Origin of the sequence: Clostridium sp. YIM B02506 (assembly GCF_022324845.1) — a bacterium.
Classification (GTDB): domain Bacteria; phylum Bacillota; class Clostridia; order Clostridiales; family Clostridiaceae; genus Clostridium_T; species Clostridium_T intestinale.
The window spans coordinates 26,003-47,520 of the sequence record NZ_JAKGTG010000012.1; the positions used below are offsets into that span (position 1 = coordinate 26,003).

Annotated in this window: 23 protein-coding genes; 6 read left to right on the forward strand and 17 right to left on the reverse strand. The window is 30.1% G+C overall.

Annotation, left to right across the window (positions count from 1 at the left end; translation table 11 throughout):
• Positions 1-13: 13 nt before the first annotated feature.
• Positions 14-715 (forward strand): hypothetical protein, encoded by a 702-nt coding sequence (locus tag L1S49_RS10815; RefSeq protein ID WP_238904324.1) that lies wholly within the window; start codon positions 14-16, stop codon positions 713-715.
• Here the strand turns inward: L1S49_RS10815 and L1S49_RS10820 are convergent.
• Complete coding sequence (locus L1S49_RS10820; RefSeq protein WP_238904325.1) at positions 712-1,770, reverse strand: acyl-CoA desaturase; 1,059 nt, start codon at positions 1,768-1,770, stop codon at positions 712-714. The genes L1S49_RS10815 and L1S49_RS10820 overlap by 4 nt on opposite strands.
• Positions 1,771-1,924: 154 nt before the next feature.
• Positions 1,925-2,776 (reverse strand): GNAT family N-acetyltransferase, encoded by an 852-nt coding sequence (locus L1S49_RS10825; protein ID WP_238904326.1) that lies wholly within the window; start codon positions 2,774-2,776, stop codon positions 1,925-1,927.
• 121 nt (positions 2,777-2,897) lie between these two features.
• Between L1S49_RS10825 and L1S49_RS10830 the strand changes: the two genes are divergently transcribed.
• Both L1S49_RS10830 and L1S49_RS10835 read left to right on the forward strand, forming a co-directional pair.
• Positions 2,898-3,725: a TPM domain-containing protein gene (locus tag L1S49_RS10830; RefSeq protein WP_073021074.1), complete on the forward strand. Its 828-nt coding sequence runs from the start codon at positions 2,898-2,900 to the stop codon at positions 3,723-3,725.
• A gap of 26 nt (positions 3,726-3,751) precedes the next feature.
• Complete coding sequence (locus L1S49_RS10835; RefSeq protein WP_073021077.1) at positions 3,752-4,315, forward strand: LemA family protein; 564 nt, start codon at positions 3,752-3,754, stop codon at positions 4,313-4,315.
• Positions 4,316-4,364: 49 nt separating this feature from the next.
• Here L1S49_RS10835 and L1S49_RS10840 read toward each other — a convergent pair whose 3' ends face one another.
• The 13 genes from L1S49_RS10840 to L1S49_RS10900 all read right to left on the reverse strand — a co-directional run bounded on the left by L1S49_RS10840 (position 4,365) and on the right by L1S49_RS10900 (position 17,314).
• Entirely contained in the window at positions 4,365-5,339 is a 975-nt protein-coding gene (locus L1S49_RS10840) for a D-glycerate dehydrogenase (RefSeq protein WP_238904327.1), read from the reverse strand.
• A 97-nt stretch (positions 5,340-5,436) separates the two neighbouring features.
• Positions 5,437-6,465 carry a DUF4179 domain-containing protein gene (locus L1S49_RS10845; protein ID WP_238904329.1) on the reverse strand — a complete coding sequence of 343 codons (1,029 nt, stop codon included), beginning with the start codon at positions 6,463-6,465 and terminating at the stop codon, positions 5,437-5,439.
• Complete coding sequence (locus L1S49_RS10850) at positions 6,437-7,030, reverse strand: sigma-70 family RNA polymerase sigma factor (RefSeq protein ID WP_238904331.1); 594 nt, start codon at positions 7,028-7,030, stop codon at positions 6,437-6,439. The genes L1S49_RS10845 and L1S49_RS10850 overlap by 29 nt, the downstream gene beginning before the upstream one ends.
• 124 nt (positions 7,031-7,154) lie before the next feature.
• Positions 7,155-8,603 (reverse strand): PLP-dependent aminotransferase family protein, encoded by a 1,449-nt coding sequence (locus tag L1S49_RS10855; protein WP_238904333.1) that lies wholly within the window; start codon positions 8,601-8,603, stop codon positions 7,155-7,157.
• Between the two features lie 14 nt (positions 8,604-8,617).
• Positions 8,618-9,514: a D-alanine--D-alanine ligase gene (locus tag L1S49_RS10860; RefSeq protein ID WP_238904335.1), complete on the reverse strand. Its 897-nt coding sequence runs from the start codon at positions 9,512-9,514 to the stop codon at positions 8,618-8,620.
• Between the two features lie 271 nt (positions 9,515-9,785).
• Entirely contained in the window at positions 9,786-10,307 is a 522-nt protein-coding gene (locus L1S49_RS10865) for a cysteine hydrolase family protein (protein ID WP_238904337.1), read from the reverse strand.
• Between the two features lie 14 nt (positions 10,308-10,321).
• The gene (locus L1S49_RS10870) at positions 10,322-10,648 is read right to left on the reverse strand and encodes a DUF1904 family protein (RefSeq protein ID WP_238904339.1); all 327 of its coding nucleotides are present in this window, start codon (positions 10,646-10,648) and stop codon (positions 10,322-10,324) included.
• A 97-nt stretch (positions 10,649-10,745) separates the two neighbouring features.
• Positions 10,746-12,089 carry a M56 family metallopeptidase gene (locus L1S49_RS10875; protein WP_238904341.1) on the reverse strand — a complete coding sequence of 448 codons (1,344 nt, stop codon included), beginning with the start codon at positions 12,087-12,089 and terminating at the stop codon, positions 10,746-10,748.
• Complete coding sequence (locus tag L1S49_RS10880) at positions 12,086-12,445, reverse strand: BlaI/MecI/CopY family transcriptional regulator (RefSeq protein WP_238904343.1); 360 nt, start codon at positions 12,443-12,445, stop codon at positions 12,086-12,088. The genes L1S49_RS10875 and L1S49_RS10880 overlap by 4 nt, the downstream gene beginning before the upstream one ends.
• 163 nt (positions 12,446-12,608) lie before the next feature.
• Positions 12,609-13,751, reverse strand: coding sequence for a glycerate kinase (locus L1S49_RS10885; protein ID WP_238904345.1), 1,143 nt, complete (start codon positions 13,749-13,751; stop codon positions 12,609-12,611).
• A gap of 22 nt (positions 13,752-13,773) precedes the next feature.
• The gene (locus tag L1S49_RS10890; protein ID WP_238904347.1) at positions 13,774-14,286 is read right to left on the reverse strand and encodes a PTS glucose transporter subunit IIA; all 513 of its coding nucleotides are present in this window, start codon (positions 14,284-14,286) and stop codon (positions 13,774-13,776) included.
• 80 nt (positions 14,287-14,366) lie between these two features.
• A complete protein-coding gene (locus L1S49_RS10895) occupies positions 14,367-15,689 on the reverse strand; it encodes a 6-phospho-alpha-glucosidase (protein WP_238904349.1) in 1,323 nt (440 codons plus the stop codon).
• A 65-nt stretch (positions 15,690-15,754) separates the two neighbouring features.
• Positions 15,755-17,314 carry a PTS transporter subunit EIIC gene (locus L1S49_RS10900; protein WP_238904351.1) on the reverse strand — a complete coding sequence of 520 codons (1,560 nt, stop codon included), beginning with the start codon at positions 17,312-17,314 and terminating at the stop codon, positions 15,755-15,757.
• A 239-nt stretch (positions 17,315-17,553) separates the two neighbouring features.
• Between L1S49_RS10900 and L1S49_RS10905 the strand changes: the two genes are divergently transcribed.
• Positions 17,554-18,330, forward strand: coding sequence for a MurR/RpiR family transcriptional regulator (locus tag L1S49_RS10905; protein ID WP_238904353.1), 777 nt, complete (start codon positions 17,554-17,556; stop codon positions 18,328-18,330).
• Positions 18,331-18,341: 11 nt separating this feature from the next.
• On the opposite strand, the gene L1S49_RS10910 is transcribed toward L1S49_RS10905, so the two are convergent.
• On the reverse strand, positions 18,342-19,016 hold the full coding sequence (locus L1S49_RS10910) for a cyclic nucleotide-binding domain-containing protein (RefSeq protein ID WP_238904355.1): 675 nt from the start codon (positions 19,014-19,016) through the stop codon (positions 18,342-18,344).
• A 134-nt stretch (positions 19,017-19,150) separates the two neighbouring features.
• On the opposite strand from L1S49_RS10910, the gene L1S49_RS10915 reads away from it, so the two are divergent.
• Positions 19,151-19,573, forward strand: coding sequence for a DMT family transporter (locus tag L1S49_RS10915; protein WP_021804088.1), 423 nt, complete (start codon positions 19,151-19,153; stop codon positions 19,571-19,573).
• Positions 19,574-19,588: 15 nt separating this feature from the next.
• Positions 19,589-20,041, forward strand: a complete 453-nt coding sequence (locus L1S49_RS10920) for a DMT family transporter (RefSeq protein ID WP_238904444.1) — start codon at positions 19,589-19,591, stop codon at positions 20,039-20,041.
• 170 nt (positions 20,042-20,211) lie between these two features.
• Here the strand turns inward: L1S49_RS10920 and L1S49_RS10925 are convergent, their stop codons facing one another.
• Complete coding sequence (locus L1S49_RS10925; RefSeq protein ID WP_238904357.1) at positions 20,212-21,276, reverse strand: galactose ABC transporter substrate-binding protein; 1,065 nt, start codon at positions 21,274-21,276, stop codon at positions 20,212-20,214.
• Between the last annotated feature and the right edge of the window lie 242 nt (positions 21,277-21,518).

Here is a 21,518-nt window from a genome sequence, read left to right on the forward strand (position 1 = left end):
TAGGAGTTTTGATATGAGCAAAAGTTCAATAATTAAGTCATTAATTTTATTAAATATAACTCTTTATTTTGCTTTTCTAATTATAGATATAACCAATAAAGATACAGGAACTATATACTCCCAATTCTTAAAATATTCAACAATACTACTATGCTTTGTTATATCTTTACTAATAGATAAAGATGGTTTTAACGAAAAAGATACTAAATTTTTGCATATAGCTTTATTTTTCACTACTTTAGCTGACTTGTTCTTAGTTATCTTAAATATACTAAGTCCAGGTCTAATCTTTTTTATACTAGTTCAGCTTACCTATATAAAAAGGCATCTAAGTGTTTATAAACCCTCTAAAAAAATAATTTTTCTAGTTTTATCTGTATATCTAGTACTTCTTATTTCTTTGTTTCCACTTAAACCCACCTATATAGATTGGAGTTTATATTTCTTAGGTATAACCTATGGGCTTATCTTAATAACTAGCTTATTGATTACCTTAAGCACACTAAAGAAGAAAACCTATCCTAAAGAGAACTCAATAATTATAGCTCTAGGTATGTTTCTATTTTTTATGTGTGATTTGAATGTAGGCCTAATGAATATTCTGAGTGGATATAATTTTTATATAGCTTTTTTAATATGGTTATTCTATTTTCCTTCTCAGCTTCTTCTCTCATTAAGTGGTTTTTCATTTAAATATTTAAAAAGCTTATTTTAATTATCCTTTGCTAGCTTATAGGGTTTAATATTATTACTCTTTAACCCATTGGCTAGGGATTTGTATAATGTTTTTTTATGTGGATCAACTAGTTCTTCATCCTTATAATAAATCCTTGGAGTTTTCCACAAAGCCTTTAACGCTGCAAATAAAGGCATCTCATGATACTTATCCGGCCAAAGCTCTAATATGTGCGCTTTAATAATAGGATAATGTTTGGGATTTATTCCTGGGAACAAATGATGTTCTGTGTGATAAGAGAAATTAAAATGCAATATATCTAACCATTTAGGTACTGTAACTGTAAGGCTATTTGCTAATGGATCATTTACAGGTACTAATGGATTTAATCTATGGTTTGTTGATATATATCCCATAACTATAAGATTACCAATAAGTACAGGTATTAGATATATATATACCCATTTTTCAAAACCTACAATAGCTAATAATCCAAACCAAAAAGTCCAAGGGAAAATAAACTGAAACCAAGTGCTTATTGACTTTTCTTCAACTAGCTCTTTAAAATACACAAAAAACATTCTAACGGAATGCAGAGTAAAAGAGATGCTTAATGCAGTAAAGCTAAATAAAGATCTAAACCATAGTGGAAGTTTATATACTAATTTTATAAAACCTCTTTTATTAAAACTCTCTAAACTCATCCATGCATCAGGATCTTTTTCATCATCTTGAGTATGCGCGTGATGATTAAGATTATGCCACTTAACCCAAAGTCTTGGTCCAACACTTAAAGGTAAAAATGCTATTCCTCCTAAAAAATTTCTAAGCCACTTATTTCTAACAACAGTTCCATGTAATATTTCATGACCTAAAAAGCCCATAGAACCAAAACTAAAGCCTAATATTAAAGCTATAGCTAACTTCCCAATTGTATTTATATCAAATAGAACTACCACTGACATTCCTATGGCCACAACTATAAGATATATAAGTCCCCCGATAAGTCTTGTTGGGGCAGGTTTAAAAATATCTTTATCCAATTTAGGATGTATTTGCTTAGCATACCAACTCATATTATGAAGATCCTTCATATTTTTCACACCTTTCAATAATTACTTTGATTATCAAAGTAATATAATAAATAAATTTACTACATCTTATCAATAATATTTATCACTTGTCAATAGTTATCATTTAATAATTATATTTCACGGAGAAAAAACAGCCATAATTTTATGACTGTCTTTACAATAATTTATACATTTCATGCTGTTCTATCTTTTGTTTATTAAAGTTTAGCTTTCTTAAAAATCCTTCAATAGAGGCGTTATTAGTAAAACCTATATTGATTTTATCTAAATTCAAGTTTTTTATTGCTTCAATAAGAAGATTGCTTGCGATACCTTTTAATCTATATGCTTTATCTACATGCAGATTCCCTATTCTACCTTTGTCATTTATTGAAATACATCCTATTATCTGCTTTTCATCATAAGCTCCATAATAAAAATAATCTTTAGAAGCTTTTATATAGTCAATATCATTTTGCCAAGGAATGTGAAGGTTCTCTTTGCTAGAAAAATATTTTTCATATTCTTCTATAGCTATTATTTTAATTTCTATACCCTTTAATGGATAGTTTTTTGTTTCCTGGGAATTTTCTAAAGAAAAATATGAAATGTTATATATTTTTTCATATCCTTGCTTTTTATAAAAGTTAACAGCCCTATCATTTCCTTTTATAACTTCTAAAAACAGTTGTCTACATCCATTTTTTCTACCCTCTTCTAAATGTAGCTTGAATAACTCTTTGCTTATACCTTGACCTCTATAGTTATTATCTATTGCTAATGCTCCACATCTTAATGTCTTAATTCCTTCATAAGATTTTATTCCACCTAAAATTATTCCAACCCCTATTCCATCTTTAATGGCAATATAAGAATTATCTAAAGAGTTTCCCTCAACTTCAAAAAATTTATGAAAAAAATCATCTTCTTTTATTTCAAACTTGATTATATAATCACTAAATCCCTTTATAAATGTCTTATAAATTGTTTGTTTATCTATATCTGTACATTTAATATAATTAATCATTTTATCCTTCCTTAAATATTATAATTTTAATCTTTCTACATACACTAATATTATCATATTAAGATTATTTTCAATATCTAATTGTCCAAATATGGTATAATTAAGTAAAAGGGAGGGTATTATGCGAATATATATTAAGAGATTTCTATTATCATCGTTTTTAATAATATTGAGTTTATTATCAATAGGATACCCTAGTAAAGCCGCTGAACTTCCTAAGAAACCTACTTCTGAAATATATTTTCAAGATTATGCAGGAATGTTTTCTAGTGGCACTAAAAACTACATTTTAAATGCATCGGAAGATGTTAAAAGCAAAACCACTGCTGAAGTTGCAGTAGTTACAATAAATTCACTAGATGGTGATTCTATTGAAAATTATGCTAATAACCTTTTCAGATCATGGGGTATAGGAGATAAAGAAAAAAATAATGGAGTTTTAGTTCTTATATCTAAAGATGATAGACAATTTAGAATAGAGGTTGGATATGGATTAGAAGGAGCTATTCCTGATGGAAAAGCAGGTACATATCTGAGGGAACTTACTACTAATTTTAAATCTGAAAAATATGATGAAGGTATAACAACTCTATATAATAGAATTATTGGAGATATTGGACAAGAATATAATGTCGATGTTAGCAGTTATACCCAAGATACACCTAAACTTTCTTCTTCAAATTCAGGAGATGATTCATCCTTCTTTAATGTAGGATTAATAATATTTCTTTTATTGATAGGTATTTCCTTCATTGGAAGAGGAGGTCCTGGAGGCAGAGGAGGAAGAAGACGTAGAAGACCTTACAACCATGGTGGATTCTTTGGTGGTGGTTTTTATGGCGGCGGCTTCGGAGGTGGCTCTGATGGTGGCTTTGGCGGCGGTTCATCTGGTGGCGGCGGCTTTGGTGGTGGTTCTTCAGGCGGCGGTGGCTCTTCTGGAGGCTGGTAATTAAATATTTAAGGAGGTTTGCATCAATGAAAAAAGGATTACTTTTTACTATAATAGGATTTGTTATAGTTATTATAATAGCAGTTGGAGGTTATATTGGAACTTACAATAGCCTAGTTTCTAAAGATCAAAATGTTTCTTCTAAATTAAGTCAAATAGACAATCAACTTCAAAGAAGAAATGATTTGATACCTAACCTTGTTGAAACAGTAAAGGGATATACTAAACACGAAGAAAAGGTATTTGGAGATTTAGCTGCTGCAAGAGCTAAAATCTCAGGAGCATCTAGCGTTCAAGAAAAAGCAGAAGGAGATGCTGAATTAACTTCAGCTCTTAGAAGCCTTAATGTTATAGTTGAAAACTATCCAGTACTTAAAGCTAATGAAAATTACTTGAAACTTCAAGATGAATTAGCTGGAACTGAAAACAGAATTGCGGTTGCTAGAAAAGATTATAATGATTCAGTTCAAGTTTTCAATAGTTATAAAAAGAGATTTTTTGTGAATATGTTCTTTGGTGGAAGATATCCAGATAAAGAATACTTTAAAGCTGCAGAGGGAGCTACTGAAGTTCCTAATGTAAATTTCTAGAATATTAAAAGCTGTGCACTAGAAAACTCTATGCACAGCTTTTTTTAATTTATATATTTTTAAGTTCTGGAACAATGTTTGGAGGAACTTCTCCACACACACCTTTTATAAGATTCTCTGCTCCCACCTTAGCCATTTCAAAACGTGTTTGATCATTAGATGAACCTATATGAGGAAGTGTTACTACATTGTCTAGTTTAAGTAGAGGATTATCCTTTTCTACAGGTTCCTTTTCAAAAACATCAAGACCTGCTGCATATATCTTTTTATTCTCTAAAGCATCAATCAATGCCTTTTCATTTACAGTTTGACCTCTAGATGCATTAATAAATATAGCTGTTTTTTTCATTAAATCAAATTCTTTATATCCTATTAATCCTTCGGTTTCCTTTGTTAATGGAGTCATCAAAACTATGAAATCTGAAGTCTTTAAAAGATCTTCCATATCACTATATTTAGCACCTAGCTTTTCTTCAACCTCTGGTTTTCTACTTCTATTATGATAAATAACATCCATATCAAAGCCTAATTTAGCTCTTTTAGCCACGGCTTCTCCTATTCTTCCCATACCTATTATTCCTAGGGTTTTATGATGTACATTTAAACCAAACAGATTTAAATCATCTCCTCTTTTCCACTTTCCATCTTTAACATACCTATCTAATTCAGGTATTCTTCTTGCAGCAGATAACATAAGTCCAAATATTAAATCTGCCACAGTATCATCTAACACATTAGGAGTGTGAGTCCCTATTACTTTTCTAGTCTTCATGGCCTCTAAATCAAAATTATTATATCCAACAGATATATTGCTAACTATCTTTAGATTTGGTGCATGACTTAATAACTCTTCATCTATACGAGTTCCAGTAGTTATTAACCCATCTTTATCTGAAAGCTTTTTATATAGTTCTTCTCTTGTTCTTTTTTCATCTGAGTCCCATTTTTCATAGTCACAGTACTTACCTATATACTCTAATATTTCATATGGAACCTTCCTTGCAATAAAAACCTTTGGCTTCATAACTATCCCTCCTGTTACAACTAATTAATAATTTAATTATATCATAATGTTAATTTTTAGCACAAAAAGTCTGTACATTAAATGTACAGACCCTCTTTTAATTTAGCTCTACTTCCATAGAGCTTATATTTTCATCATTATCTGTGTACTCTAGAATAATTTTATTAGGAATAGTAGTAATAGGCTCAAATTTATATAGTGCCTTAGCGCTATATATAAAGTTTGCATTAGTATTTAAACTGTACGCTCTAGGCTTTAATTCAGTTCCATCTTCATCTTTAAATTTAACCCTAGTGTGATCGAAATCTCCATCACCTTTAATAAATATAGCAGTAGAGATAGGCGAAAAACTTACTTTGTTAAAAGTTAAAGTCATATTTTTATTGTCTACATCTTTAATTTTAAGTTTTTTATCTATATCATAGCTCTTGATATCTTTATTTATTTTTTCTTTACTCATATTAAAAGAAAAATCCCAGTTTCCTGCTATATTATTGATTTCATTAAATTTTATATCTATGGTAAAGTTCTCTGGAATCTTGGTGTCTTTAATGCCAAAATCATTTATGACTTGGACTGTATGCTCATCTATAATTCTATTGCTACCACCAGCTCCCCCTAAAAATTCTTTATTATTTAATGTAATACTAGAACCTGGTGTATATGGGAAGGGATTATCTGTAGCTTTATTATTAATTAAATCTTCAATCTTTTCAGGTGTCTTTATCGTATATATAAGCTTAAAGCTAAAGTCATCCATAACAGCTTCATTAATTGTAACCTCATACCCCTTATCTACTATACTCTTGTTTATTACCTCTGTATAATTGTCAAAATCCCCACCGTAACCATATCCGAACTCATGAAATAAAGTGTTTAGAACAGGAATGTTATCGGCAAAAGCGGAAATCTGAGGGGAATATACAGTAACTACTCCAGCTAAAAACACTACCATAGCAGCTCCTACTATAATCTTTTTAGAATTACTTTTTCTATTTCTTAAACTTTTATGGAGGTTATTTTTTATTCTCTTTTTTGTCAACTCGTCCAGCTCTATATCTAATAAATTTACACTTTCCATGTCCATATCTATATCATTAAAGTACTCGTACAGGTTGTTTTCCATTATTATATTCCTCCTTACTATTAGCTTGTAATTTTAGTTTCAAGAAACGCCTTCCTCTTGATAGTCTTGAATCCACACTCCCTCTAGCTAGATTTAAGGATTTGGCTATATTATTTATAGATTCATCAAGAAAATATCTCGTTATAAATATCTTTTTATCTAAAGGTTCCATTAAATCAATATATTTAAGAAGTTCTGTACTATTTTCTTCACTAATTAGTTCTTCTTCAACTGATAAATCTGAGATAAGCACACAATCATCTATATCTGTAGTTTTCTTAGCCTTTGAGAGTTTACGTTGATAGTCTATAGCCTTGTATTTAGCAATAACACAAATCCACTTAGGGAACTTAGACTCCTCTCCTGAAAACTTGTTTATATTATTCCAAATATTTAGAAGCACATCATTTAAACATTCTTCAACAATTTCTGTGTCTCCATAACTTCCAATAACATTATAAATTACCTTATATAAAAGACTTCCATATACATCTACTAATAAATCCAAAGCTTTGGGATTTTTAGATTTTAATTGAGGAAGCAAATTATCCTTGCTTATTTTCATAACAGAAAAACCTCCTTGGTTTATTTTGAGCTGCTCATATATATAAACGAAAAGATCTATTAATTTCTTGCAAAAATTATGAAAAAAGTCCCAAAATCTTAATTTTGAGACTTAATTCTAATACCTATATGTTTTTAATTGAATTAATAACTTCCCCAATTATTCGAATCCCTTTTTCTATATCCTCTTCACTAACTCTAGAAAATCCTATTCTAAAGGTATCTTCTCCTCCTCCATCAGTATAGAAGATATCTCCTGGAGTAAAAACTACGCCTTTTTCATAACATTTTTGAAGAACTTCTCTTGCATTTATCCCTTTAAGTTTTATGAAGATATGAAGTCCACCTTCTCCAGTTATGCTTTCATAAGGAATATATTTATTTACCTGTTTTAAAGTAAATTCATATTTGTCCTTATAATGTTTTCTTACCTTTTTTACATATTTGTCAAAAGCTCCACTTTTCATATAGTGATAGAATATTCCCTGGTCAATAAAAGAACTATGAATGGTTCTAGCTCTTTTAACGCTTTCTAATGTGTCAATTAAGTCTTTATCTCCAAATATCCATCCAAGTCTTAAGCCTGGAAAAAGTATTTTAGATAAGCTCCCAACATACACAACCCCGTTTCCATCCGTACAAAAAGAGGCCAAAGAAGGTACAGGAGAACTGGTATATAAAAGCTCTTCATTAAACCCATCTTCTATAACTGGAATTGAGTGTTTTTGAAATATATTGAGTACTTCCTGCCTCTTTTCACCATTCATAACTATACCTGTAGGATTGTGATAAGAAGGAATAATATACGCAAATTTAGGTGAAGTATTTTCTAGCGCCCTCTCTAAGGATTTAGTATCAATTCCATCCTCATTCATAGGAACTCCTATAATATCTAACCCATGGGCTTTCATTATTTTTATTGCTGTATTATGAGTAGGATTTTCACATATAATCACATCTCCAGGCTCTGTTAATGTATTTATTATTATATCAAAACCCTCTGTAAAGCCATTAGTTACAAGTATATCTTTTCCTTCAGTATTGATTCCCTTACTTTTCATATACTCCATCAAATATTCTAATAAAGGTTTATACCCTTTTGCATATCCATAGTTTAATATCTTATTCCCCTCTAAAGATATTACATCTAAAAAGGCTCTTTTAAATTCTTCTATATCAAATAAATTTTCCTCCGGTGCAATGCTTTTAAAGGAAATCATATTTTTTTCCCAAGGAAGTTCAGTTTTTAATATATCCATACTTTCACATATAGTGCCGTAACTATTAATTCTAGTTCCCCAATCAATATTAAATTCATTTTTAGGTTTAGAAGCCTCTATAGTTACAAAAGTTCCTTTGCCCCTTGAACTTTTTATTATTCCATCTATCTCTAGATTTTCATAAGCAACTACTACAGAATTTCTACTTATATTCAAAAAACTACTTACCTCTCTAGTAGATGGAAGTTTGCTGCCTTTCTGGAGCATTCCTTTTTCTATACTTTCTTTTATATGATTTTCAACTTGAATATATATAGGCTCATCTTTATTAAGTTTTAGAGATGAAAATATCATCTACACTACCCCTCTCAAACTAGTGAATATTCTATAATCTTATCTAATAATTCACTATACTCCATATTTGCTCCCTTTGCACTTTTAGGAAAAAGTGAGTTTTTAGTCATTCCTGGTAAAGTGTTTATTTCAAGTACATAAGGAAGCCCCTTACTTACTATAATATCAATTCTTACATATGCTTTACAATTAAATATATCCCAGCATCTTTTTCCTATCTCTTCAAACTCTGCTTGTAATTCTTTAGGCAAGGTTACTAATTCCTCTGTTGCTCCATCATCTGCATACTTTGATACATAATCAAAAAACTCTGTATCAGATTTTATTAAAAGTATAGGGAAAACCTCTCCATTTAATACTGGTATAGTATACTCTTCGCCTTCTAAATATTCCTCTACTAATATTTCTGTAGAATATTTTAATGCTTCCAGTATACTTTTTTGTAGTTCTTCTTTATTTCTAACTATTGATACCCCTATACTAGATCCTCCAGCATTAGGTTTAACCACCATGGGATAACCTAAAACTTCTAAATCCTCTATACTAGAGTTTTTATTTTTTAAATTTATTTTTATATCTTTAGCTACCCTTATTCCTTCGCTTTTTAATATTCTCTTAGTTTGCTTTTTATCCATACAAAGTGCACTAGTTAAAACTCCACATCCAGAATAATTCATTCCTATGCTTTCTAATAAAGCTTGAATACTTCCATCCTCTCCAAACTCACCATGCAAAGCTAAAAACACAAAATCCAAACCTTGAACTTTTTCTATTACTTCTTTTTTTGAATTTATTATTATAGGAAAAACCTCATATTTATTTTTATCTAAATTTTTTATTATTCCTTCTCCTGATTTTAAAGACACTTCTCTTTCTGATGATATGCCTCCCATTAAAACTCCAACCTTCATTTCTCTTCACTCCTATTAATTATATTTTCATTACAATTATATTCGTATTGAGAGCTTTACTTAAAATCCACTTTTATAGGAATTTTCTTATGAGGTGGAGAATTTCTATTCTTAAACTTTTTTCCACAGCTTTTTTAAAACTTTTGTACAATTGTACAGCTGTACAATTTTTCTCCTGTACACTTGTACAACTGTACATCTGTACATCTGTACAAAATATTTTTTCCAAAATAAAAATAGCTAAAACCTTAAGTCTCAGCTATTTTTATATTTAAAATGTTATATCCTCTAAATTCTTTAACTCCCCAAAAGATCCCCATGTTCTTTCATGATGTTTTATTATATCCTCTGCCTTTAATACTTCTGTATCAAAAGTTATATGGCAACCTCTCACAAATGTATTTTTATATTCTTTACTAAAAGCTGCTCTTATTGTTGTATCTACACAGAACTCAGTCTGCATACCAACTATAGTCAATTTCTCTATGGCTTTTTCTTTGAGAACCTCTTCTAAATTAGTTTTAAAAAATGAGTCACATTTAGTTTTAGCAACAACAACTTCATTTTCTCTAGGAGTTATCTCAGGATGTATATTCCAAGTTTCTGTCCCTCTTTTGTATGGACTATCATAGTATACAGTATGCTGAACAAAAATCACTGGAACCTCTTTTTTTCTTGCTCTTTGTAAGAGCGTTTTTATGTTAGCTAAAGTTTCTTCTCCCTTATATACTCCCCCGTCACACATAAACATAGCTAGTTGTACATCTATAATTAATAAAGCTTCCTTATTCATCTTCTTCTCCTCCCTTAAAAATGTTCGCCATTTTCATAGTACTTTTTCTCTTCAAGAGCAGTAAATATAACGTCAACGTCTTTATATCCAATGGAATTTATGTTTTTAGTAATTATTTTTGCAGCTTCATCTTGAACATCTTGACCTCTGTCAAACCAAGCTACTTCAACTACTGGACTTCCTTCAACATAGGCTCCATCTTTTATAAATTTTGATTCTACAACCTCTAAGGAAAAATAACTTCTTGGACTTTCTATTAAAGCCTCTAATTCATCTATAAGATTTTTACTAACTGTAATTAGTTTTCTACCTTCTATAGCTTTAAACTTTAATAATGGCATAAATTTTCACCCCTACTTTAATTTAAATATAATTAAAGAATACCATAAATATAAAGGTAGTAGCTACAAAATCACCTTAGCTACTACCTTTATATTTTTATTCATAGATATTTTTTAATTTATCATTTAAATCCTTAAATTTCTCTATGGAAGTTCCGTAATTAGTGATATCTTCACCAACCTTTTCAGAAGCCCACTCTCTTGTATATTCAGGAATTCTATCTCCTAGATAATATTTTATAATATCTAAATTATCAATAAGGGCAAACATAAGAATTGCATTTTTCTCAAGTTTATCTCTACGTTCCTCATTTAGAAAATATGTTTTATTTTCTCCGAATTCAACTAAACTTACATTTATACCATAAGGATGATCATCTGTTTGAAGTTGTACAGTCCCCACCTTAGCTCCTTCTGGAAAATCTAGTCCAGATACTATATTAACTACTTTCGAATTATCTCCTACATATGGTGTTTTATTTTTATACAAGGTTTCAGTTACATCTTCTTTAATAAAACTCCTAGTATAGGAGTTTGTAACTAATCCTATTATTACCGCTATGACTATAATGGAAGTTATCAGGATTCCTAGGAAAGTTCTTTTTCTATTTACTAATATATTCTTTATGCGAGCCTTTACACTACTTTCTCCAAAAGCAAACGGTGTAGTTAAACTACTTTTTCTTACTGAATAAGAAAGTAATATATTAGAATAAGTTTTTTTATCCTCAACACTATAGTTTTTTATAACACTCTCATCGCAGGACATTTCCATGTCTTTTTCCATAAGATAATAACACATCCATACAACTGGATTAAACCAATGGAGCATAACAATAAAAAATGCAAACAGTTTTATAATATAATCTTTTCTTTTAACATGAACTTTTTCATGGTTAAGCATATACTCAAATTCACTTTGTTTTATATTTACAGGCATATAAATCCTTGGTTTTAGCACCCCGAACACAAAAGGCGACTCAATTGAATCTGTTTCATAAATATTTTCTTCGATAAGTGTAGCAAATTTCAACTTGTTTTTAAGTCTTATATAATCTAATAGACTTTTTGAAAGAAAAATAACAAACCCAACTATCCAAATCACAGCTAAAGTTTTCATTATATTATCCATGTTGGTTAAATCATTATTTGACTGATTAGGTAATATATTAGACTCTACTAACTCAGCTATATTACTATTTGATGATAAGTTATTTGAATTGCCAACTTGATATGATATTGGAGTATTAATTTTTGGCATAAAGCTCAATATGCTATTAATTGAAAAAGGAACTATAAGTCTAAAGAATACAGGAATCCAAAGGATATAGCTAAATATCTTAGGTGACTTCTTTAATAAAACCCTAACTAATATTACAACTAAAGCTACATAAGTGCCGGTAATACTCATATTTAATAAATACTCAAATATATTTTTCACTCAATAGCCTCCTCTATCATTTTTTTAATTTCCTCAGCTTCTTTGTTTGATAGCTTCTTTCCTTTTAAAAACGTTGTTATAAATTCTGGGATGGAACCATTAAAAGCTTTATCTAAAAGTGCATCACTTTCATATTTTTGAACCTGCTCCCTATTAATTAAACTTGTAACAATTGCATTATCATTTTTAAGTATTTCACGTTCAGAAAGCTTACGAATCATATTGAAGGTTGTGGATTTTTTCCACCCAAGCTTTTCTAAACACACTTTTGATAACTCAGTAGAATTAACTGGCTCTATTTCCCATATTATACTTATAAATTTAAATTCTGCATCAAAAAGTTTGTAATCTTTCATTTTAGTCCCCCTTTTGGTTTGTCTTAATAAACCTCTTATATCTAGTTTATCGCGACAAACCTATTTTGTCAAACAAAAAAAGACATGCATCACATGTCTCTTTTTTTATTCTTTAGGTATAGTTCATATCCATTAAATGAATTTTATGAAGCTGAAAAAGCTTCTACAGCAATAATGTGTGTAGCTTAACTATTCTCATTATTCTCTCAGCTGTATCTTCTAATAAATTTTCTGCATTTTCCATAGCTTCATCTAAGGTCATAGGTTTATCTACTATTGAAAAAATACTATCTATTCCTTTGTTATAAAGGTCTGATGCATCTTTACCTATTCCTCCAGCTATAGCTATTACTGGTCTATTGTATTTTTTACTCGCCTCCGCTACCCCAAAAGGCGTTTTACCAAATTGGGTTTGATAATCTATCATTCCTTCTCCAGTTATAACTAGATCACTATCTTTAATCTTTTCTTCTAACTTTGAGGCCTCTATAACTATATCTATTCCTCTTTTAAGTTCTGCATTTAAAAAAGCTAAAAGTGCAGCTCCAAGTCCACCTGCTGCTCCTGCCCCTGGGTAGTTAAGTACTGATACATTAAGATTTTCCTCAAGTAAATTTCCATAATGCTCTAAATACTCATCTAGAACTTTTACCATATCTTCATCTGCCCCCTTTTGAGGTCCAAAAATATGGGAAGCTCCCTTTTCCCCAACAAGAGGATTATCAACATCACAGGCAGCTATAAATTTACATTCTCTTATTTTCTCATCAAAAGTAGATATATCTATGGTTTTAAGTTTTATTAATCCTTCTGCCCCCAAAGGTATATCCTTCCCCTCTTTATCTAGAAGTTTTGCTCCTAATGCCATAGCCATACCAGCTCCACCATCATTTGTAGCACTTCCACCTATTCCAATTATTATATTTTTACAACCACTATTTACTGCATGTTTTATTAACTGTCCTGTTCCATAAGTAGTAGTTTTCATAGGATTTCTTTCTTCTTTTTTTAGTAGTGGTAACCCTGAGGCCTGAGCCATTTCTATTACTGCTGTTTTATTATCACCTAATATCCCATAAACAGCCTCTATTTCTCTCATTAAAGGGTCATTAACCTTAACCTTAATATATTTTCCACCTGTAGCTTCTACCAAGGACTCTACAGTTCCTTCTCCCCCATCTGCCATTGGAATCTTAACTGTTTCTATGTTTATATCAACTTTTTTTATTCCTTTTTCAATGGCATTTGCAACTTCCGTAGCTGATAAACTTCCCTTAAAAGAATCTGGTGCAATAGCTATTTTCATTTTAATCCCACCTTATCACAAACTATTTTTTAATTATAACAGCTACAGCCCGCTCTGCAAGAGAAACTTGTTTGTATTTTTCTACTACAATTTTTTCATCCTCTTTTAGATTAGCTATGACTACTGGAGTGATAATTGATGGAACCTTATCTTTAATTTTTTCTATATCTATTTTTAGTAACTCATCACCTATAGAAACTTTCTGCCCCACTTCAGCTAAAACCTCAAAACCTTCTCCATTTAAGCTAACTGTTTCTAATCCAAAATGTATTATTATTTCATATCCTTCTTTTGATGTAAGCCCAATAGCATGTTTTGTTGGAAATATACTTCCTACTGTTCCTTCTATAGGAGAGACTATTATGCCAAGAGTAGGTTTAATTGCAAAGCCATCCCCCATCATTTTCTCTGAAAACACTGGGTCTGGAACTTCTGTTATAGAAACCAGCTCACCCTCTAGTGGTGCTGCTAAAATTAATTTAGACTTAGCTTGTGGTTCTTTATTAGAAAATATGTTTTTAATAGTATTAAACATTTTAAAATCCTCCTTTTTAAATAAGGAAAAAATCCAGCATAGCTGAATTTTCTCCTTCATTGTACATTCTAAACTATCTATTACTTAAGTTCTGGCCAATATCCATTATTAGCTTCTATTAAAGCATCTAATACTTGTCTCGCTTTTTTAGCAGATACTATAGTTCTATTTAAAGTTAATGCTTGTAAAGCCTTGTCATAAGATTCTTCAAAATAAGCATCTACTGCAAGTTTTTCATAAGCTAATTGAGATTCCATTAAACCTTTGTAGAAAGTTCCTATTTTTCCTACAGATAGAGGACGTGGTCCATTTGAAGTCATAACTGCTGCTACTTCTACCATTGCATCATCTTGAATATTAGATATTATTCCGTTATTCTCAATAATTACAATATATATGCGTTGTTTGTTGTATGCTATAGATTCTGCTAGTTCTATTATAAACTCACTATGAGCATCATTGTGCACAAGTACTGAACCTTCAGAAGTCCCAACTTCTGCTACTCTTTTGCACTCTTCAAATATTCTCTTTTCTCTTCCGTTCATAACCTCGTTTGCACGAGTATAATTAGGATCTAAGTGTGATACTTTATAGTCTGGATAATAATAGTATTGTAAATAAGTGTTTGGTAGATATTCTGGGAAATCATCTAACATATCTTTAACCATTCCATAAGTATCTAACCAAGACTTATCTCTTTGCTCTGCATCTACTGGTTTAAAGCCATTTTCTCTTATAGTGTCTCTTAATTTAGGCAATAAATCATTTCCTTGTCCATCATAAAGATTAGTAAACCAGCCAAAATGATTAAGCCCAAAGTATACTGGTTCAAACTGACTATCATTCATTCCTAATATTCTTCCATAAGATCTTAATAAGTTTACAGGCTGATCGCATATGTTTAGAATTCTCTTATCATCATGGAACACTCTATTAGTAGCTTCTGCAACTATAGCCGCTGGATTTGTGTAGTTTAATATCCATGCATTTGGAGAATATTTACGTATATCCTTTATAGTCTTTATCATATCTCTTATAGACCTAAGGCCATATGCAAATCCTCCTGGACCACATGTTTCTTGTCCTAATACCCCAAGGCTTAGTGGAATTTTTTCATCTAGCTCACGCATCTTATATCCGCCAGTTCTCATTTGCATAAACACAAAATCTACATCTACATAAGCTTCTTCAACCTTTGTAGTATAGCTAAAATCTAGTTCTGGGTAATTTTCTTTGAATAATATCCTTGCAAATTCACCTATAGTTGCTTGACGTTCTTCATTTACATCAAACATAACTAGTTTCTTTAGAGGAAAACTATCCTTCATTTTGCATAAACTTTGTAGAAGTCCTGGTGTCCAAGTACTACCTCCACCTACTATTGTTATATTAAATTTCTTCATTATGAAATCCTCCTATGCTTCTAAAACTATATTATTTGTGTTGCTGTATTTATGTTAAAATTTAATTATGACTTTCTCTTAAGCTCTTTTGCTACTGAAGCTTTTATACTTGAAACTGAAGGTCCATATATTACTTGAATATCTGTTTCACTTGGTTTTATAACCCCAGCAGCTCCAGTTCTCTTAAATCCACTCTCTTCAACTAAACTCATATCTTTAACTACTACACGAAGTCTAGTAAAACAATTGTTAACTGTCTCTATATTGTCTTTTCCACCTAAATACTTAATTATTTCTATAGCTTTTCCATCAAAATCACTATTGTCTAAAACTAAATTTTCTTCGTCAAGTTCTATATCATCTTCTCTACCTGGAGTTTTTAAGTTCATCTTTAATATTACGAACTTGAAAGTAAAGTAATATATAAATGCATAAGCTATCCCTATTAATAATGTTATAAACCATTTGGTGTTAGGTTGAAGCATACCGAAAACTACTAAATCAATAGCGCCTCCTTGAGTATTACCTATTGCAACTCCTAAAATATGATTTAACATAAAGGATATTCCTGATAGTACTGAATGAATTCCATATAATACTGGTGCAACAAATAAGAAAGAGAATTCTAATGGTTCAGTTATTCCTGTAACCAGCGATGCTAAAGCCCCAGCTGTAAGTATTCCTTTTATTCTATTTCTATTTACAGGATTTGCAGTTCTATACATTGCAAGGGCTGCAGCTGGTAAACCAAACATCATTATTGGTATTTTTCCTTGTGCTAAAAAACGTGTTGCTTCAGTTGAAAATGATGTAGTATTAGGATCAGCAAGCTGAGCATAAAAAATATTTAGTGCTCCTGCTATAGAGTTTCCTCCTATAACCATTTCTCCACCAACAGGTGTAAATCTAAACATCGCATTTAATATATGATGTAACCCAAATGGTATAAGAAGTCTTTCAAGTAATCCAAATAAGAAGGTTCCAAAGTATCCTAACCTAGCTATTGTATATCCTAACCCTTGAATCCCTGCTCCTATTGGAGGCCATATTACGGGAATAAGCAATCCAACTACTGTAAATGCTAAAGTTGTTATAATTGGTACAAAACGTGTTCCTCCAAAGAATCCTATATAGTCAGGAAGTTTTATTGTATAGAACTTATTATGGAGCTCTGCTACAATTATCCCTACGATTATTCCTCCAAAAACACCTAGCTCTATTGATTGAATACCTAAAGTCATTCCTTGACCAGCTGATCTTAAATTTTCTGCTGTTGCTAAGGTTTTGCTACTTATAAGAAATGCGTTTATTGTTATGTGCATTACTATATATCCAATAAATCCTGAAAATCCAGCTACAGCTGTTTCATCCTTTGCAAGGCCTATAGCTAAAGAAATAGCAAAAAGTACTGGTAAATTACTAAAAAGTACTCCTGTTATTGCTTTTGTAAATACAAATATTAATTGTAATATTTCATTGCCTAAGAAAGGCATTTTTGCTATAACATTAGGATTTGAAAATGCTGAACTGATTCCTAAGAATATACCTGCAAAAGATATCAATGCTATAGGAAGCATAAAGGCTTTACCTAGGCGCTGAAAATAATTATTCATCTTTTTTAACATTTGAGATCCTCCTCTTAATTCATATTGTTTTGAATCTAGTTATTAAATATAATTTGTTATAAATCCCTTTAATTTGTCGACAAATTTATTGATTAATTATATTATATATATGATAACGTATTTAAGAAACCGTTTCAGACCATTCAGTAATTATGTTCAAAGGTTGAATTTTTTTCACTTTCTGAAATTTTTTTCACCACTTTTTCTTTTATCGTTAATTATTGAAACGAGGTGTTATTTTGAATTTTTTTAATTATATTGAAAAAACAAGAGTAAATTTAAATAAAAATGAAAATGAACTGTTGCAGTATTTTATAGAAAACGCAAGCTCTGTTAAAAGCATGAAAATTCAAGACGTATCAAAAAATACCTTTGTTTCTACAGCTGCAATAATAAGATTTTGTAAAAAGTTAGGCTTTAGCGGATATTCAGAATTTAAAAACACTTTATATCATACTGTGGAAAACCAAGAAGATAATAATAAACTTCAAAGTCCTAAAAATATTGGATCACACTTTGATATATTTGATGATATATTGAAAACTAAAAACCTTATTAATGATTCGGTTATTGATGAAATAGTAGATTTAATCTATGAAAGTAATAGATTAGAGTTTTATGGGGAAGGTTCCTCAAGAATAGTTTGTGAAGATATGACTAGACGATTTAGATTGGTGGAAAAACAAGCATATTATTATGATGATACAAGTCTTATGTATTTATCCGCATCTAATTTAAACTCAAAAGATTTAGCATTTTGCATATCTATGTCTGGAGAAACATCTCAAATCGTCAAAGCTGCAAATATTGCTAAAACAAAAAAAGCTACTGTAATATCAGTAACCACTATGAGCAATAATACTTTATCTAACATTGCTCACAAACCTTTATTTGTATGCTCTACTAGATATTCAGTTGGAGAGATGAATTTTGTTTCAAGAATTCCTGCAACTACTGTATTAGAATATATATTTAATAAATACCTTCATAAATATTCCAATTCTAATCCTCAGTAAAAAGCGGAGATTTACTCATATAAATCTTCCGCAAGTCCTCTTAATACCTCTTCATCTATGATTTCATAATAATTTTTCTTCTTTCTTATTATTGATTTACTACATAAAGAATTTAGAGTCCTTAATAAATGTCTGTAGCTAGCTCCTAAAAGCTCTGCAGTTTCTGTAAGATTTTCTTTAAAGGTGTTTTTTTCTTTATTAGATAATATATAACTAGCCACTCTATTTTCTAAAGGATACAATAAATTAATTGAACTATACTTACTTAACCTTGTAAGTTTTTCAGCCAAACCATCACATATAAATCTTAAAAACTTACTATCTTCAATGGAGTATTTTCTTATATGTTCAAAAGCTATTCCAACACAGTAGGTTTCTTCAATAGCTTGAACACTACAGTCAGCTTTATTAAAGTACATAAATTCAACATCACCTATTACCTTAAATGGTATATAAAAACACAATAACAGAGACTTTCCATTGCTCATTACAGTGTAAACTTTAGCTTTTCCACTAACAAAAAAATATAAATACTCTAAATCCTCTTGTACTCTACATATATGCTCACCTTTATTAAACTTAAATAAATGCATATAGGGTTTCATATCATTACTGAAAACCTCGTCTATTTGATATTTATTTATATAGTTTTCTAAAATCTTCTTATCAATAATCTTTTCTCCCATATATTAACTCCATCCTCAATTTTACTCCAATAATAACATTAAAATTATAGCATAAATTCATATGACATATGTCATAATATCATTTATCTAATCTATGATAAATTTATATTAATCGTAGAAAAAGGAGAAATGTTATGTATAAAATATATTCTGCTCTAATAGGTATTTTAATTACTATAATGATTGTTTTTAACGGAAAACTCTCTTCCTCTTTGGGTAATTATACTGCTATTATAATAATTCATCTCACTGGACTTATTGCAATGATTATATGGGTTATAGTAAAAAAACAAAAAATATCTTTTGATAAAAACATTCCACTTTATATCTATAGTGCCGGTTTAATAGGAATTTTTACTGTTTTATTTACAAATATAAGTTTTAATTATTTAGGTGCTTCTTTAACTCTTTCTTTAGGCCTCTTGGGTCAGTCAGTAGCTTCAATACTTATAGATCATTATGGTTTTCTTGGAGCTGAAGTTGTTAAATTTAATAAACAAAAGCTTATTGGATTAATCGCTATTTCTTTAGGTATTTTTATAATGAGCGTATATTAAGGGGGATTATCTATGATTTTAATTATAATATTATCTATACTAGCTGGTGCCTCTACGGTAATTGCTAGAAATATAAACTCTTCTTTAGCAGAAAAAATAGGACTAGTTCAAGGAACCTTTTATAACTATGTCACTGGACTTGCTGGAGGAATTCTTGTTTTCCTTATAAGCAGAGAATTTATGAATTTTTCCACTGATACCTTAAAATCTGTACCATTTTGGGCATATTTAGGTGGACTAGTCGGTGTACTGGTTGTATCTTCATCTAATATTGTTACTCCCAAGGTTCCAGCTTTTTATCTAACCCTATTAATGTTTATAGGACAACTTTTTTCAGGAATGGCTGTTGATTACTTCAAAGACGGATTGTTATCTAAAGGTAAGTTGATTGGTGGTATTCTTATATTAATAGGTCTTACCTATAACTTGTTTGTTGATAAAAAAGCATCAGAAGAAGAATTAGTTTAACTGACTAATTCTTATTTTTTATCTATATTTTAATAACTTTACTGTCAAATTCTTAGTAGCACAGTTTATTTATCTTTAATTATTCTCAATAACTCGCTTAACCCTAAGTGAGTTGTAAAAGAGATTATAATCTCTTATTACGACTTAGCACTAAAAATACAGAATTAATTTTATTTAAACATTGGTCCGGTATATTCTTCATACGGAAAGTAAACCGCCACTCCTGATTCATCTAAGATATACGGTTTAGATATCCCTTCAATAGGATTTCTACCATAAACTAAATTCATCCCTACTGTATACATCGAATTAACAATATCAACAGGATTTTGTGAAGCAGTACCTAACATAAAACCTTTTGAAATTAATTCTTTAGCTTCAGATACTCCATCTACCCCAACAACTGGAATAGATCTCAATTTATTTCCTTTGTTATATCCAGAATTCTGAAGAGCTTGAACTGCACCAATTGCCATAGTATCATCATTTGAAATTATTGCTTCTATTTTTTTATCATATCTTATAAGCAATGCACTCATGGTATTAAAAGCTGACTCCTTATTCCATCCCAAAATAGGTGATGCAAGATTTTCTGTTTTTATACGAGTTTCTTGAATAGTTAAAATAGAGTATGCTGATCTATTAATAGCTGTTTCATTAAGCTCTTCACCAACTAACATTATATATTGCAATACGCCGTCGTTGTTTTTATCAATTAACTCTTTATGATTTTTCCAAGCATTTACAATCATTTTCCCTTGCAACATTCCAGCTTGCACTGAATCTGATCCTACATAAAAAGCTTTTTTATAAAATTTAATAGCATCTAGTGTAAAAGGTATCCTGTTGAAGACTACAACTGGGACGTTATATTCCTCAATTTTGCTAATTAATCCTCGTAGTTCAAGCAGATTAACCGCATCTAATAATATAAGATCAATGCCTTTTTTAAGTGCATTTTCCATATCCGTATTTTGTGTTGATTCATCAAAATTAGCATTATAAAAACTAAATACAACTTTTCCTGGATTATTCTTTTGAATATCTTCAAAACCTTTGCGAAGAAACATAATGTAATCATCATTAATATCTCTTGTAAAGAAGCCTATCCTAATAGGAAGTTTTTGCTGATAATTTGCACTGGCCCCTACAGTTTTATATAAGTTATTTCCTAGTGTTATAGTTAAAATGATTATAATCAAAGCTATTTTTAAAATTCTATTAAATATCTTCATTTAACTCCTCCTAACCATTTGTTTTATAGTTCTATTATGCATTTTGAATAAAAATCTTATACTGGTTGCCCAGATATCCATCACTCTTAGAAAACTTAAAGAAGTGCTTAGTAAGCAAAATGAAATTTTATTACAAAAATAAATCCAATCAAAACATTTAGAAATCGGTGGAATTAACTTAATCCCTTTTCTACCAATACTTACAAAAAAAAGAGTTATTGCTCCTCTAGAAATCTAGATTT